At 51.1% G+C, this 15,142-nt stretch carries 12 protein-coding genes and 1 pseudogene; 8 read left to right on the forward strand and 5 right to left on the reverse strand.

The features are described 5' to 3' along the window. Positions 1-704, reverse strand: a 704-nt coding sequence (locus tag HY774_15465; GenBank protein MBI4749884.1) for a helix-turn-helix domain-containing protein, incomplete at its 3' end; no start/stop codon positions are given. Between the two features lie 509 nt (positions 705-1,213). Here HY774_15465 and HY774_15470 point away from each other — a divergent pair. From HY774_15470 to HY774_15485, 4 genes and pseudogenes are all read left to right on the forward strand, one after another. Next, positions 1,214-1,714, forward strand: coding sequence for a hypothetical protein (locus HY774_15470; protein MBI4749885.1), 501 nt, complete (start codon positions 1,214-1,216; stop codon positions 1,712-1,714). Between the two features lie 268 nt (positions 1,715-1,982). After that, on the forward strand, positions 1,983-2,138 hold the full coding sequence (locus tag HY774_15475; protein ID MBI4749886.1) for a hypothetical protein: 156 nt from the start codon (positions 1,983-1,985) through the stop codon (positions 2,136-2,138). Beyond that, positions 2,135-2,334, forward strand: a pseudogene (locus HY774_15480) (CHAT domain-containing protein). The gene HY774_15475 and the pseudogene HY774_15480 overlap by 4 nt, the downstream one beginning before the upstream one ends. A gap of 105 nt (positions 2,335-2,439) precedes the next feature. Beyond that, complete coding sequence (locus HY774_15485; GenBank protein ID MBI4749887.1) at positions 2,440-5,721, forward strand: CHAT domain-containing protein; 3,282 nt, start codon at positions 2,440-2,442, stop codon at positions 5,719-5,721. Positions 5,722-5,894: 173 nt separating this feature from the next. Here the strand turns inward: HY774_15485 and HY774_15490 are convergent, their stop codons facing one another. Further along, the gene (locus HY774_15490; GenBank protein MBI4749888.1) at positions 5,895-7,820 is read right to left on the reverse strand and encodes an ABC-F family ATP-binding cassette domain-containing protein; all 1,926 of its coding nucleotides are present in this window, start codon (positions 7,818-7,820) and stop codon (positions 5,895-5,897) included. 504 nt (positions 7,821-8,324) lie between these two features. Here HY774_15490 and HY774_15495 point away from each other — a divergent pair. Continuing rightward, the gene (locus HY774_15495) at positions 8,325-9,350 is read left to right on the forward strand and encodes a hypothetical protein (GenBank protein ID MBI4749889.1); all 1,026 of its coding nucleotides are present in this window, start codon (positions 8,325-8,327) and stop codon (positions 9,348-9,350) included. 226 nt (positions 9,351-9,576) lie between these two features. Here the strand turns inward: HY774_15495 and HY774_15500 are convergent, their stop codons facing one another. The 3 genes from HY774_15500 to HY774_15510 form a co-directional block, all read right to left on the reverse strand. Continuing rightward, the gene (locus HY774_15500; GenBank protein MBI4749890.1) at positions 9,577-9,885 is read right to left on the reverse strand and encodes a type II toxin-antitoxin system HicB family antitoxin; all 309 of its coding nucleotides are present in this window, start codon (positions 9,883-9,885) and stop codon (positions 9,577-9,579) included. A gap of 16 nt (positions 9,886-9,901) precedes the next feature. After that, positions 9,902-10,087 carry a type II toxin-antitoxin system HicA family toxin gene (locus HY774_15505; GenBank protein MBI4749891.1) on the reverse strand — a complete coding sequence of 62 codons (186 nt, stop codon included), beginning with the start codon at positions 10,085-10,087 and terminating at the stop codon, positions 9,902-9,904. A 278-nt stretch (positions 10,088-10,365) separates the two neighbouring features. Next, positions 10,366-11,550 (reverse strand): SurA N-terminal domain-containing protein, encoded by a 1,185-nt coding sequence (locus tag HY774_15510; GenBank protein ID MBI4749892.1) that lies wholly within the window; start codon positions 11,548-11,550, stop codon positions 10,366-10,368. A gap of 358 nt (positions 11,551-11,908) precedes the next feature. Here HY774_15510 and HY774_15515 point away from each other — a divergent pair, with 358 nt between their 5' ends. The 3 genes from HY774_15515 to pnp all read left to right on the forward strand — a co-directional run bounded on the left by HY774_15515 (position 11,909) and on the right by pnp (position 15,089). Further along, on the forward strand, positions 11,909-12,100 hold the full coding sequence (locus HY774_15515) for a 50S ribosomal protein L28 (GenBank protein ID MBI4749893.1): 192 nt from the start codon (positions 11,909-11,911) through the stop codon (positions 12,098-12,100). Positions 12,101-12,145: 45 nt separating this feature from the next. Beyond that, on the forward strand, positions 12,146-12,610 hold the full coding sequence (gene rpsO, locus HY774_15520) for a 30S ribosomal protein S15 (GenBank protein ID MBI4749894.1): 465 nt from the start codon (positions 12,146-12,148) through the stop codon (positions 12,608-12,610). Between the two features lie 250 nt (positions 12,611-12,860). Beyond that, the gene (gene pnp / locus HY774_15525; protein ID MBI4749895.1) at positions 12,861-15,089 is read left to right on the forward strand and encodes a polyribonucleotide nucleotidyltransferase; all 2,229 of its coding nucleotides are present in this window, start codon (positions 12,861-12,863) and stop codon (positions 15,087-15,089) included. The last annotated feature ends 53 nt before the right edge of the window (positions 15,090-15,142 follow it).

Consider the following 15,142-nt stretch of genomic DNA (forward strand, 5'->3'; position numbering starts at 1 on the left):
TGCTTTTGTTCCGGGGTAAACTCAAATGGTTCACCTTCCGATGGATAGACTGGAATCACGACTCCGCGATCCAGTCCAACCGTGATGGGTTCCAGGCTTGCTTCGTCCATCTGGCGGTATTCGGCCTGGAGTTCTTCTTCCGTCGCCAGTTCCTGGCCATCCTCATAATTGAATGACACGAAATACTCACCATTCCGACGTGACACCGTGATTGAATGTGGTGATTGAAACTCCCGCCGGGCGTCAAAACTCAGCTCTCCAATCTGATTGGTCTTTGTTCCAATCAGCAGTTGGTACCCAATCACGTCTCCGGTTTGGTCATCCGTTTTCGGTTTCAACTCAAATAATTCGCTCGTCAGCCAGACTGAATCCCGGTTGCCTTTCCGTTTCCTGACCGGTCTCTCCGCCAGTCCCGCCACGTATCGCTGGTAGGCTTCCCGCCACCGATACGCCGCATTCCGCAGCACCTGGCTCGGGATGTCTTTAAGCCAGGCCGTCATTTCCGTTTTGAACTGGGAATAGCACTGGTCCACCGGCACCGGCACCCCGACCAGCGCCAGGCTGTGCGCCTTGAACGTCCGGAAATACTCGTGTTCCGCCACCTTCGCGTTGTAGATAAACCGCCCAGCGCCCATCCATTGCGATAACACTCGTTTTTGCTCATGGGTTGGATGCGCCTTGAATTTGACGCCACACAGTGCCATATATATTCCCAATCTGTATTATTACTCTAGTAATAGCGTGCACGATACCATGTCGGTCTGTTTCCCGTCGAGCAAAATCTCATCTCTTCACGGCACTTTCGGTTGAAAGAAGTCGTTTCCAGATGCTGATTATCTTTTCCGTGATCCATCCAGTTCTGCTTGTACTCAGGTTCCTTGATTCTCAAAACCAGATCGGACTCGCTTAACTCGGCCATGAAGGGCCGAGACTGCGCTCGTCGTTTTGTTCAACAGGAAGATGGTTGCGCTGATTGAGCGGGCGTGTACAATGGGCAACAACCCATGACTTCGGCAAATGATTCCAGTGAAAGATTTTCAGATATAACCTCAAAGTATAGTTTTTCAAATAGATATCCTGTTCAGAGTATTGCCTTTAGGCGAGAGGTTTTAGCCACTGGGACGAAGTCCAAAGACATCTCGCCTAAAGGCGATCCTCTAAACCTTTTTCTGAGAAAATCGACGCGGCGCTTCCGCTTCTTATAGTGATGAGTATGAAAAAAATATATTCCAAATTTGCCCTTTTTTGTGTCGCTTCAGCATTAACCGCCACAATCGCGCTGGAATCCGGGAGAAGCCAGGCAACTCCCCTTTACGACGGACCAGGAACTGTGGCCGCCGCTGCCAAGGAAGGCAGCAAAATCGACAAAGAGCAGTATCTTGTCGAGATAAAATCAACTGCTACGTGCTCTGCGGGCCAGGAGTGCATGGTCGAGATTAGTATCAAAGCAAAGGCTGATTTCCACATCAATGATAAGTACCCTACCAAGTTCAAACTGGCAGATCCTGCCCCTGAGGGAGTTGCCTATACCAAGGTGTTGGTGAAGCGGGAAGATGGGAAGTTTGATGAGAAGTCAGGGAAACTCCCGGTGGGATTCACCGTTGCCAAGCCTGGAAAGGTCAGGATCTCCGGTACGCTATCGTTCAGCGTGATCAATGATGCAAATGCGCTCATGGAGAAGGTTGATCTTTCAACCGAGGTCGAGGTGAAATAGCCGTTTCCTCATATCCTTCATTTGGCTGGACGGCGAAAGCTCATTCCGGGCTTATCCACTCCTGGAAATCCGCGAAGGTCAATTCCGTGTTTTCGGTGGCATCGCAAAATGCCTCAGCCGCTGCTTTGGTGACTGTCCAGACAAAAAAGTTCAGAGTTCCGCCTTTAGGCGGGTTTTGTATCCCAAATTTGGTCTAAACAGATGCTGGGGCCGCCTAAAGACGGAACTCTTGACTCGATCCCAAACTTCAAACAAAGAATTGCTGACTATGCACGGGTCAAACCTTTATATCAGCGCGCCCTGGCAGTTTATGAAAAAGCGCTTGTCCCCAACCACCAGTTTGTTGCCCAAAGCCTCAGCAACCTGCCTCGACAACCTTGCCTCGCTGTATCAAGACCAGCCGGAGTTCTCAAAAGCTGAATGATCAGGTATTACAGTTGCTCAAAACCGGAGTTGGCCGGTCAACAGCACTTCGGCAGGTACGCCGGGAATTCCTCAAAAACCCAAAACGCAAGCATCCTTACTTTTGGGCCAGTTTTAGCTTATACCAATTTGCAATGAATACCTCGTATTATGAGAAAGCTAAATCATTGAAAAAATTGGATTTCCCTGACCTCTAACCCCGATACCCTGACCCCAAATTGGTATTATCGGGCGAATGGGCCAATTTCGACGGGAAAAGATGATCGGTGGCAAAATGACAAGGTGGCAGGAAAATCGAGAATATGTTGGCTCACCTCAAAACAATCATCGCACGTGGTATTATAAGTTGGGTTCTGCTTTCTGGCTCAGGCCACAGCAGTGCTTCTTCATCCCTCCAAATCTCTCAGTTTCAAACTCTCAGCCCCGGCCAAAAACATACCTATCCGCTCACGCTCGAAGCCAACGACTTTCTCAACCTGGTTGTGGAACAAAAAGGAATTGACGTGGTAGTGCGCCTTGTCGGGCTGGATGGAAAAATACTGATTGAAGTTGACAGCCCCAATGGCACCCAGGGACCGGAACCGCTTGCGTTCATTGCCGAACTGGCTGGTGACTACACCCTGGAAGTCGAATCACCAGCCAAAACCGGCTCACCGGGAGCATACAAAATAATTCTGGATCCGTTTCGCCCCGCCACGGACCAGGATCGCTCACGGCTTGAAATCAACATGCTCCTGGCAAAAATCCAAACCCTTTCGCTGGCAGGTGACGACGATGATGCCCTGCCACTGGCAATTGAAGCACTTGAGAAAAGTGAAAAAACTTTTGGTGAAAACCATGTCCTCACCGCTGAAAGTCTTCAGCACCTCGCACGGATCTATCAAAACAAAGGGGCTTACGCTCAGGCGGAACCACTCTCTTTGAGATCGCTGGCCATTCGGGAAAAAATGCTCGGCGCTGAGCATCCGGACGTGGCCAACAGTCTGAACAATCTGGCCGGGCTCTATTATTTGAAAGGAGAATACAATCGAGCGGAGGTCCTGTTTGAACGGTCGCTGGCAATTCGGGAAAAAAGACTGGGAAGCGATCACCCACTGCTGGCCGTGGGCCTCAATAATCTGGCTTCGGTTTACAAGGCCAAAGGCGAATATCCAAAAGCTGAGTCAATGTATTTGAAGTCACTGGCGGTTCGGGAGAAGGCGACTGGGGTTGATCAGTTGGAAGTTGCCCAAACGCTCAACAATCTGGCTTTGGTTTATGAAATCCTGGGTGATTACACCAAAGCCGAACCACTCCATCTGAAATCGCTGGCGATCCGGGAGAAAATCTTGGGACCTCATCACCGGAGTGTCGCGGTGAGTCTCAACAATCTCGCTGAGTTCTACCGAAGGAAAGGTGATGACACCAGAGCTGAGCCGCTCTACCTGAGATCACTGGCCATCTGGGAGAAAACATTAGGCCCCGACCATCCAGACCTGGCTTTCAGCCTCAACAACCTGGCCAGTCTCTATGAAACCCGAGGCGATTACACCAAAGCCGAACCGCTGTATCTGAGAGCGTTCGCCATCCGCGAGAACGTGCTGGGCCCAGATCACCCTGATGTCGCTCAAAGCCATAACAATCTGGCCGGGCTGTATCAAACCAAAGGTGATTATTCAAAAGCCGAACCGCTGTATCTGAAAGCACTGGCAATTCGAGAAAAAGCACTGGGTGCCAATCACCCGGAAGTTGCCCAAAGCCTCAACAATCTCGCGAATCTGGCTGAGGTCACCGGTGATTTTACCAAAGCGGAATCCCTGTATTTAAAATCGGTGGCCATTTGGAAGCAAACACTGGGTGGAAATCACCCCAACATTGCCCAAAGTTTCAATAATCTGGCACGGCTCTATCAAACCAAAGGCGACACCGCTCAGGCCATTCGGTTTCTGACCGAGTGTAATGAGGCAACCGAGCGTGACCTCATGCGGAATCTGATCGCCGGTTCTGAAAATCAGAAAGCGCTCTACCTGAAGCAAACCGGCGCCCGGACAGATCAGACGATTTCACTTCACGTCCAGGCGGCACCACAGGATAAGGACGCCTTGCAGGCGGCACTAACCGTCATCTTGCGGCGGAAAGGACGGGCGCTGGATGCGATGGCCAGTGCTATCGCGGTGTTAAGAAATCGAAAAGACGAACCAACCCAAAAGTTGCTGGACACGTATGCAAGTCTGGCCAGCCAAATTTCAGTCCTCACTCTTCAAGGTCCTGGCCAAAAGAATCTGGAAACGTACCTGGCCGACATCCAGGCATTGGAAGTACACAAAGATCAACTTGAAACCGAAATCAGCCGCCGGTCAGCGGAATTTCAGGCACAGACAACGCCGATTACCCTGGAGGCGATCCGGGAGTTGATTCCCGCCAATGCCAGTCTGGTCGAATATGCGATTTATCGCCCGTTCAACCCAAAAACCGCCCAGTACGGCGGCTTCCAATATGTAGCCTATGTATTTGATCAGAAGGGAGTTATCCAGTTTGTTGATTTAGGTGAAGCCGAGCCGATTGACAAAGCCGTGGTTGCTTTCCGCATGATGGTGCGCGGCACATCAACCCGTTTTTCAAAAGATGCAGCCTCAGCGGCGCAGGAACTTGACCGACTCGTCATGCAGCCAGTGCGAAACCTGATCGGGTCAGCCACTCACTTGCTGATTTCACCGGATGGAACCTTAAATCTCATTCCCTTTTCAGCCCTGGTTGATCCCCAGGGGAAGTTTCTGGTTGAAAACTATACTGTGACCTATCTTACCAGCGGACGTGACCTGCTCCGGCTCAAGGTCAAACTTCCGGCTCAGGAACCGCCGGTCATCATTGCCAACCCCAATTATGGGAACGGCGCCGGACCGATCCTGGCGGGTCACCCACTTGCCCCCTTGCCACAGCTACCTGAAACAGCCAAAGAAGGAAAGAACATCCAGACCCTTTTGAAAAGAGCCGGCTTTGTCTCTGGACGCAAGGCGACTGAACACTTCGTCAAATCCATTCGGCGACCCGAAGTGCTCCACATTGCGACCCACGGCTATTTTCTGGAGGACGCCCGCAAAGAACGAACCACTGAGGCAACCCGAGATTTAAGACTTCAAACCGTGGGAGATCTTGAAAGCTGGCGGATTGCCAACCCACTCTTGCGGTCATGGTTGTTCTTTAGCGGTGCCAATCGGGGTGGACAGGCCGACAATGATGGCACCATGACCGCGCTCGAAGCCGCCCAACTCGACTTGTGGGGCACCAAACTGGTCGTGCTCTCAGCCTGTGAAACCGGAGTTGGAGAAGCCAAAAACGGGGATGGCGTCTTCGGCTTGCGTCGCGCCCTCGTCCTGGCCGGGAGCGAAAGCCAGATGATGAGCCTCTGGGCGGTGTCAGATCAGGCAACACGCGAATTGATGGTTGACTACTATACCTGGCTCAAAAATGGCGAAGGCCGCTCTGAAGCTCTGCGTAATGTGCAACTCAAAATGCTCAAAAATCCAAAGTACCAGCACCCGTTTTACTGGGCGGCATTTATTCAATCAGGTGAATGGGCCAATCTGGATGGAGTCAGAAAGTGAAAAGCCGGGTTCTGGGTTCCGGGTTCCGGGTTCCGGGTTCCGGGTTCCGGGTTCCGGGTTCCGGGTTCCGGGTTCCGGGTTCCGGGTTCCGGGTTCCGGGTTCCGGGTTCCGGGTTCCGGGTTCCGGGTTCCGGGTTCCGGTTCAAAATCCCAAACCCGGAACCCGGAACCCCCTACTCTGTCACCACCACCGTTTCCCATTCGGCATAGAGCGCCTCGATACGGGCGTTGAGGGTTTCGTACTGAGACTGGCATTCGGCCAGTAATTCTGGATTTGAAGCGACTTCGGACGTGCCCATCCGGTCTGAAACTTCGTGGAGCGCAGCTTCTGCTGTGGCAATGTCGGCTTCGATGGTTTCTGGAGCACGCAGCTTTTGTTTGTTTTTGCGGGCCGGTTTTTTCTCTTCCTGACGCGCGGCGGCTTCCGCTTCGGCTTTGGCGCGGCGTTCTTCCTGAGCCTGAAGACGGGCCGCCTCAGCCGCCGCCTGACGTTCAGTCTGACGAAGTTCCCAAAACTCAGTGTAGCTGCCATCAAACAACCGATAGTCCTGATTGCGTTCGAGATAGAGCAACTGCGTCGCGACCCGGTCCAGAAAATACCGGTCGTGCGACACGATCAAACACGTTCCGGTGTAGGCATTGAGCGCCTGTTCCAGCGCTTCGCACGAAGCAATGTCCAGATGGTTGGTCGGTTCATCTAAAATCAGCACATTGGCCCGGCTGTAAATCAACTTGGCCAGTGCCAGCCGACCGCGTTCTCCACCGGAAAGCGTGCGAATCTCTTTGTATACATCATCATTGCGAAACAGAAACTGCGCCAGAAACGAGCGTAATTCGCCTTCCGAAACATTCAGATGATCAGCCTGGAGTTCCTGCAACACGGTATTGTCCAGTCGGAGTGATTCAAGCCGCTGGTCATAATATCCAGGGTTGACGCCAGTTCCCCATTTCCAGTCACCATCAACCGGAGTCAGATTTCCAAGCAGCGTTTTCAGCAGGGTCGTCTTCCCTGTCCCGTTTGGACCAATCACGCCAAGTCGTTCGCCGCGTTTGAGCGTCAGGTTAAACGGACCGGCCAGCGGTTTGCCGTCATAGCCAATCTGCAATTCATCCAGCGTCAGTACATCTTCGCCGGTCCGGGCCACGGGTTTGAGATTAAAGTTGCTCGCCTGGCCATCGGTGGTCGGCGCTTCGAGGCGTTCCATGCGTTCAAGCTGGTTGCGGCGGGATTTCGCCTGCTTGGTTTTCTGCCCCGCCAGATTACGCCGGACAAATTCTTCGACACGGGCAATTTCTTCCTGCTGCTGTTCAAAATGCCGGAGCTGGATTTCGCGCTCGATCTCGCGCTTGATCAAATATTCAGAAAAGGACCCGGTGTAGGACTTCGCCACGCCCCGATCAATTTCAACCGTGCGCGTCGTCACCCGGTCCAGCAAAAACCGGTCGTGCGAGATGACGACATAGGCTGTTTTGTAGGCCATCAGGAATTCTTCAAGCCATTCAACCGCATGCAGATCCAGATGATTGGTCGGTTCGTCGAGGAGCAAAATATCCGGCTCGCCAAGCAGCAACATCCCAAGGTGCAACCGGCCCTGTTGCCCCCCACTAAGCGTCATCACGTGGGTGTCGAAATCACTTTTTTGAAAGCCAAGCCCCATCAGGACTTCTTCGATACGGGCCCGGTAGGTAAACCCGCCCTGCTCTTCAAACCGATGCTGACAGTCGCTGTATTTCTCCAGGATTTGTTCCAGGAACTCATTTTCTTCCGAGTGCTCGGCCATTTCATGTTCCAGGTCAAGCATATCGGCTTCAATTTTGAGGAGCGTGGAGAAAACGCTGCGGGCGGCTTCAAAAACCGTGATGTCGGATGGAAAATTGGGATGTTGTTCGAGTAACCCGATTGAGAGATTGTTGATGCGGACAACCTGTCCACGGTCAGGGGTTTCCGTCCCGCAAACAAGTTTGAAAAGAGTTGATTTTCCGGCGCCGTTGCGCCCAACCAGACCGACTTTCTCTCCGGGGTTAATCTGGCAGGTTACACCACACAAAACATCGGTGGCGCCGTAGGACTTATAGACATCATCAAGACGAAAAAGCATGAGAACAATTGATTGGCCACTGGCTGGCTTTTATTGATTGAAACCAGTTGGTGTTGGATTTGAATTTGGAATGCGTTGCAACCCATTTGTATTCGCAGTTTTCCAGCCATGCAAGTTAATCAGGCCAATTGTGAAGACCAGACCAGGTTCTGTTGACATTTCTTCACCGCCTGGCGTCGGTTGAATGAGAACTGGTGACTGGAGCGCTGGGAATGACCAGATCCGGAATTGGAAGCCGTAAAACCACCGAAATTTGAGGAAGGTAAGGCCAGGAACAAGAATCAAAAATATCAACCCAAATTAAATTGAACTCCGCCGACAATTTAATTTTCCTCACAATCCCAAGTGAAGCTCATCCAGGCTGCCCAAACGGGTGGCCAGACGCTTGCTGTCTCCCGCTAAATCAATGACTGGTAACGATTTCTTTCTTTTATAAACGAATAGTGAAGGCTGGCACTCCAGTTGCTCTTTTGAGTGGGCACAAATTCACTCTGGAGCATAACCGTGCGAAATAAATCCACAACATCGCCTTCACCAAAAACTGGGAGATCGTCGTCGCCATCCTTCGATGGTTGGAACGGGCGAGTTGCTCATCCGAATTCACCCAACGGCGGAGGTGGACCTGGTGGCTTTACCCAACCGAAACCATTGGGAGTGAACTTCACGGCTTCAACCAGGAGTCCCCATCCCCTGGCACCGGCCAATCGCAATCGGGTTCCAAGTGAAAAACCTGTGGCGGGCCCTCCGCTTGAATGGTTTTCAAGTGGGGTTGCGGGCTACTCCAAAGAAGAAATGAACGATGCGCTCCTGTTACTGTTTGGAGAGGTTTCGACCATTATGTCAACCCTGGATGAGGAAATTAAGGCGGCGGCATCAACCCTTTTTAATCGTGCAACTTTAATTGACAAAACCCGACGTGAGCTCATGCGGGTTTATCGGGAAAAGAAGAAAATTGAAAAAACAGTCATCAAATTCAAAACGGAATATTCAAATTTGCTGAAACAATCAAAAAATCAAAATCAGACCGAAGAAATAAAGGCCGAGCTAAACAAACAAAAGGTCTTCTTAAATGAAGTTGAAAGGTTACAGAATTCAATCGTCGAATCCCTCAAAGAAGCCAATGACAATCGGTTGTCGGCTGAATCCTACATCAAGCGTGACCGAGTCGGATCATCATCCAAGTGGGCCAAGCAATACGAAACCGGGATTCCACGCGTTACACTGACTGAGGTCATAAATGGTCCGAAACAATATGAAGCACAATTTTCCGGTAGTGCGCAAAAACGGTTCGATAGGTATTCAAGGTTAGACCCCAAGAGTAAACAAATTGATTTTCAGCGATGGGAACGGATCAAGCAGATATTGACCCAACTTGCCCAAACCCCAAGTTCCCGAACGAGATATATTTCATTCCTGGCACATCAAAATGGATTTTCCGCTACGAAAACAAAAGCAGACCTCATCAACGGAAAACAAATCGGAGGAAACGATTTTTGGGAACTGAGCTGGGGAAATATGTACCTGCCCTAGTTTTTTAGAATCAAAGACCTGATTCGGCGAGCCATTTCCGATTCACTTTATTGACCGGCATTTCAAAAACCCGCCTGAAGGCGGAACTCTTAACAGTTTTGTCGAAAGCAAAAGGGCTGAAACTCTCAGAGTTCAGCCCTTTTTCTTCAGCCTTGAACTTGCGAATCTTCAGCCTAAAGAACGAATGACACAATTTTCACACATGAGACTGAGAAACCTCAAAGATTCAAGCTGCAATTGAAACGTCATCGGGCAGCACGACTTCAATGGGAATATAGGTCAGATAGTCGCCGACTTCTAAAAATGGCTCTTCGGTTTTTTGGCTTTCGGTAAGGTGAAAGGCAATCCCTTTTGGTGTCGGTAGTGTTTCACCATCTTTTACCATTTCCGAAAGGTGCAACCGGAGCGCAGCTTTCATTTCTTCAACCGTTTTTTCAATCGTTTTTCCAGTGGCAACACACCCCAACACATCAGGCGAAAAGGCCGAGTAATTCCGCTCTCCTTTTTCAATCACAATCAGATATTGGTTCATCACACACTCCATCAACGGTTTATTTCAAACCTGCTTGTCTTAAAATGCTATTCTCGGTTTTTTTGAGCAAGTCGTCACTGAGTTTTCCTGCCACAGTCACTTTTCCTGGTTTGAGTGGATGTTTAAATTGGCGGTGACTGCCTTCAGTTTTTGCTAAAAACCAACCATCGGCTTCGATAATCTTAATGATTTCTTTGACTTTCATTTTGATTTAACTGGCCAATGTAACTCAATGTTCTTAAAACAACTTACAACAAACTAACAGTACCCAAGTTTATACCACTTATATTCAAGACACCTGGAAACCCTAATTTACAAAACACTCAGTGCAAGAAATAGGTCACCAGTTGGGGGTTGAAGACTTAGGGCTGAAGACTTCCGGGCCTGAAACTGAAAGACCCATCTTCTTCAGCCCATTTTCTTCAGCCCCGAGCCCAATGTCTTCAGCCCGTTTTCTTCAGCCCGATTCTTCTTCAGCCGGCCTTACTTTTTATCGGCTGGCTTGGTTTCGGCTGGCTTGGCGGTTTCGGCAGGTTTGGTGGTTTCGGCAGGTTTGGCTTCGGTAGCCGGCGTCGGCTGTGGTGAAGCATTGAGGCTGGCTGGCCGGGTTGAACCAAAATTGGCCGGGTTTTCCAACACACGCTGGGCCAGATAGTTCTCGATCCGGGATTCGCTCATCGCGCTCAGCATCAATGCCTGGCTGATGACCTGTTCACGCTGCTGGCGAATGTATTCCGCAATCTTGCGTTTGACATCCGCGTTGTCGAGCTTGAGTTCCTGTTCATCCAGTTTTTTGCCCGTCACTTTGAAAATGAAAAAAGCACCCTGGAGCTGGATTGGCTCGGTGACTTCGCCTTCGCGCATTGCGAAAAAGCGCTGTCCCAATCCATTGGGAAACCCTTTGAGCGATTCTTCGGGGATAAAGCCCATATCGCCGCTCTGCAACGCTGACTGATGTTCCGAGTAGTTGCGGGCCACCGTGGCAAAGTCATCACCGGCTTTGAGTTGGGCGGCAATCGTCGCAATTTTCTGCTTGGCCTGTTCTTCGGTCACGGCATCGTTTTTGAGGCCGTCATTGGTTGGGCTCACGACGATCTGGCTCAGGTAGACCCCTTTGCCGAGTTTGAACTGCTCAGGATTTTGCGCATAAAAGTCGGCGATTTCTTTTTCAGCCGGCGCGGGGATCCGCGTCTTTAAGCGATCAACCAGCTTGTTGATGAGCAATAATTTGCGCTGTTCGGCCCGGAATTCTTCTTCCGTCATGCCCAGTTCTTTGATCGTTTTCTGGTACTCTTCCTGGCTCCACCCTTGTGCCTGGATTAGTTCCTGAACGCGCTGTTTCACATCGTCGTCAGAAACCTGGATGCTTTCTTTCTGGGCGCGCTGGAGCAAAACTTCCTGCGTGATCAACTTATCCAGCGCCATCATCCGCAGCGAAGCCAACGCAATTGGGCTCAGTTCGGTCAGGGACTGGTTAGTTTGACTTTTCAATTCCTGTTCAATCTGGCGATCAACTTTTGAAAGCGGAATGATGACTGAATTCACTTTAGCGGCAACTTCGGCGCCACCGCTGCTGCTTGATGCTGCTTGATTGCAGGCGCATAGCGTGGCGACGCAGATCAGGCAAATGAGGTTGAGAAACAAACGAAGAGAGAAACGCTGGTTCACGTGGAAAAACTCCTTACACAGAAATTAGAGAGTGATGAAGGATGAATGATGAAGAGTCTCCCCAATTACATACCAGACAGCTCGCTTTGTCATCATTCATCGTTCGCATCGAAATGGATTTCGCCATGACCTACAGGCAGTAGGGGGGGGTACGTCTCAACGGCGTGCTGACTCAACCGGTCCGGGCCTGGAGCATTTCCGGGAGATCGGTGCCGCGCGTCCTCGGCCATAGCTGAACGAAGGACGTTTAAGACTTTTGGCTTCAAAAGATAAGAGCTTGGTTTGACTTACCAGTGACGACTTTGCTATAAAGTCGAGTTTTGCATTGTAACTAAGAAAAGAAAGGAGAGCAATTCCCATGGCGAAACGATGTGACATCTGCGATAAAGGGCCCATGTTTGGTAATCGCGTCTCACACGCGAACAACCGCACCAAGCGGCGCTTTAACCCAAATTTGCAGCGCGTCCACGTTCGAGTTGGTGGTGGTAACACCCATCTGCGCGTCTGTACTCGCTGCATCAAGGCTGGCAAAATTGTCAAAGCCGCCTAAGCCCTGTTGTTTGAAGAACTAGCCGAAGCTCTGGTACGCGGGAACATGGTTGTTCCCGTCATCACACGATGCCTACGGTCCGTTTCTTTCGCTGATCGTAAAATCCAAAAACGTCCGGCTTCCCTCACCTACCTTTCAAGCCAGCTTTTCATCACGCGTTTTTGCGGTTTTCAATCACTTCTGATATCTAAAACTCCTGCCCCAGCGGGCAGAGGTTTGTTTACTGCGGAGGATTTTTCTGTGGCACTCGCAAGCGAATTAAAAGCGAAAATTATTGCGGAAAATAAAACCCACGATTCCGACACGGGATCGCCTGAGGTTCAAATTGCGCTCCTCACCAAGCGCATCGAAGAACTCACTCTTCACTTCAGAACTCACGTCAAGGATAACCACTCCCGTCGTGGTTTGTTGAAACTTGTTAGCCAGCGCCGGAGCCTGCTCGATTACTTGAAGCGCATTGATAATGAACGCTATCACCGACTCATCGCCAAGCTTGGAATCCGGAAATAATTCAACCGTACAGTGTCAGCCACTTATCTATAACGTCGCTCAAGTACAAGCCGCCAGCACCCCCAATCTTGCTTTGCAGAGCGGGGACTGCTGCGGCTTTTTCTGTTCACGAACTGAAAGTACCCCACCTGTCACGGACTGTGGGCGGAAATTCCCAGTTTGTGCGTCAGGGGCGAGAGGTCAATCACCCCTGAGACCCTTGTGTGTCTGAGATCAACACACAACTAGATCGGTAGAGGAGAAGATATATATGTATGTAAAGCAGTCCATCCAATTCGGAGGACGTGAGTTTTGTCTTGAAACTGGAAAAATTGCCAAACAGGCCAACGGATCGGTCATTGTGCGCTATGGTGACACCGTGTTGCTCGTGACGGCAGTCGGCGCCGCTGAACAACGCCCCGATCAATCCTTTTTTCCATTGACGGTTGATTATCGCGAATACGGCTATGCCTCAGGCCGGATTCCAGGTGGCTATTTCAAACGTGAAGGCCGCCCCACCGAGCGTGAAACCCTGATTTGCCGGCTGATTGATCGCCCAATCCGGCCCCTGTTCCCAGAAGGCTACATGGCTGAAACCCAGGTTATCGCCATGGTGATCTCGGCAGATACCAACAATGATCCAGATGTGCTGGCGATTACTGGCGCATCCACGGCCCTCTTTATTTCAGATCTCCCATTTCATACCCCAATTGCCGGGGTGCGGGTCGGTCTGATTGATGGTCAGTTTGTGGTCAATCCCAACTACCAGGACATGCGCAATTCGGAACTGAATCTGGTTCTGGCTGGCAGCGAAGAAGCGATTGTGATGGTCGAAGCCGGCGCCAAGGAAGTTTCGGAAGAAACCATGGTCAAAGCCATGGTCTTTGGACATTCGGAAATTAAGAAACTGTGCGCCTTGCAACGCGAACTGCGTGAAAAGGCTGGAAAAGCGAAACGCGAAGTCGCACCGCCTGAACTGGATGCGGAACAACTGGCTGAAATCGAAGCCAATTTTGCTGGCGATATTCGGACCGCGCTCGATACCCGCAATCGGGACAAACTGACCAGCTATGCGGAGCTGGATGCGCTCAAAAAACGAATCGCCGAATCGTATCCGGAAGATGCCCCGGCCAAACGCAGCATGGCCAAACAAATCTTTGAACACCTCAAAGAACAAATTTTCCGTGATGACATCCTCAACAACCGCCGCCGTCCAGATGGTCGCCGATTTGGAGAAGTTCGCCCAATCAGCATCGAAGTCGGCTGGCTGCCGCGCACTCACGGAAGTTCCCTGTTTACCCGTGGCGAAACCCAGGCGATTGTGACCACCACGCTTGGAACCAGTGAAGATATTCAGTACCTCGATGATCTCGAAACCGGCGAAGTTAAGCGGAACTTCATTTTGAACTATAACTTCCCACCGTTTAGCGTGGGGGAAACCGGTCGGATGGGCACCCCTGGCCGGCGTGAAGTTGGTCACGGCGCACTGGCGCATCGTGCGATTCAGGCCGTGCTCCCCGGAGATGAGTTCCCGTACGTGCTCCGTGTGGTTTCAGACATCACCGAATCCAATGGATCTTCTTCGATGGCAACGATTTGCGGTGGTATTCTGTCGTTGATGGATGCGGGTGTGCCGATCAAAGCGCCGGTGGCTGGGGTTGCGATGGGTCTGGTGATGAGCGACAAGAAATATGCCATTTTGACTGACATCGCTGGTGCCGAAGACCACTATGGCGATATGGATTTCAAAGTCGCGGGAACGGCCAACGGGATCACCGCCCTCCAGATGGATATTAAAGTCAAAGGTCTGAATGCTCAGATTCTGGCCGATGCACTGGCCCAGGCCAAAGAAGGCCGGATGCACATTTTAGGGAAAATGGCCGAAGTTCTGGTCGCGCCGCGCGCCGCAATCAACCCACTTGCCCCACGCATCATGACGATTCAAATTCCAGTCGCCAAAATCCGCGAAGTGATCGGTGCGGGTGGGAAGGTTGTTCGTGGAATTGTCGAAAAAACCGGTGCCAAAATTGACATCGAAGATACTGGCCGCGTGACGATTGCCGCTTCCGATACCGAAGCTGGCGAACGTGCCAAAGCGATGATCGAAGCCATTATCGAAGAAGTCGAAGTCGGCAAAACCTATCTCGGCACCGTCACGCGACTGGCTGATTTTGGCGCCTTTGTCGAAGTGCTGCCAGGAACGGAAGGGCTGCTTCATATCTCCGAAGTTGCTAACTACCGTGTGCGCAGCATCCACGACGAACTCAAGGAAGGTCAGCAGATTATGGTGAAGTGTCTCAGCACTGATGCCAGCGGCAAAATCCGATTGAGCCGCAAAGCTCTGTTGACCGACGCCGATGGCGGCCCCAAAGCCAACGGCAATGGATCTGAAGAAGCTTCAGCCGCCCCGGAACGACAGGAACGCGAACCGCGTGAAGAACGTGAACGCGAACCACGTCACCGTGGTGGTGGAGACCGTCGCCCACCCCGGCGCAAATAAGAATGAAGAATGAAGAATTGAGAATGAAGAAAATGAAGAATGAAGAATAAAAA

This window comes from Acidobacteriota bacterium (genome assembly GCA_016208495.1).
Lineage (GTDB): Bacteria > Acidobacteriota > Blastocatellia > Chloracidobacteriales > Chloracidobacteriaceae > JACQXX01.

Excerpts from the sequence above, each read along its gene's own strand:
- HY774_15470 (MBI4749885.1), top strand. The coding sequence starts at position 1,214 with ATGAAAAAAATATATTCCAAATTTGCCCTTTTTTGTGTCGCTTCAGCA.
- HY774_15475 (MBI4749886.1), top strand. The coding sequence starts at position 1,983 with ATGCACGGGTCAAACCTTTATATCAGCGCGCCCTGGCAGTTTATGAAA.
- HY774_15485 (MBI4749887.1), top strand. The coding sequence starts at position 2,440 with ATGTTGGCTCACCTCAAAACAATCATCGCACGTGGTATTATAAGTTGG.
- HY774_15490 (MBI4749888.1), bottom strand. The coding sequence starts at position 7,820 with ATGCTTTTTCGTCTTGATGATGTCTATAAGTCCTACGGCGCCACCGAT.
- HY774_15505 (MBI4749891.1), bottom strand. The coding sequence starts at position 10,087 with ATGAAAGTCAAAGAAATCATTAAGATTATCGAAGCCGATGGTTGGTTT.
- HY774_15515 (MBI4749893.1), top strand. The coding sequence starts at position 11,909 with ATGGCGAAACGATGTGACATCTGCGATAAAGGGCCCATGTTTGGTAAT.
- rpsO (MBI4749894.1), top strand. The coding sequence starts at position 12,146 with ATGGTTGTTCCCGTCATCACACGATGCCTACGGTCCGTTTCTTTCGCT.
- pnp (MBI4749895.1), top strand. The coding sequence starts at position 12,861 with ATGTATGTAAAGCAGTCCATCCAATTCGGAGGACGTGAGTTTTGTCTT.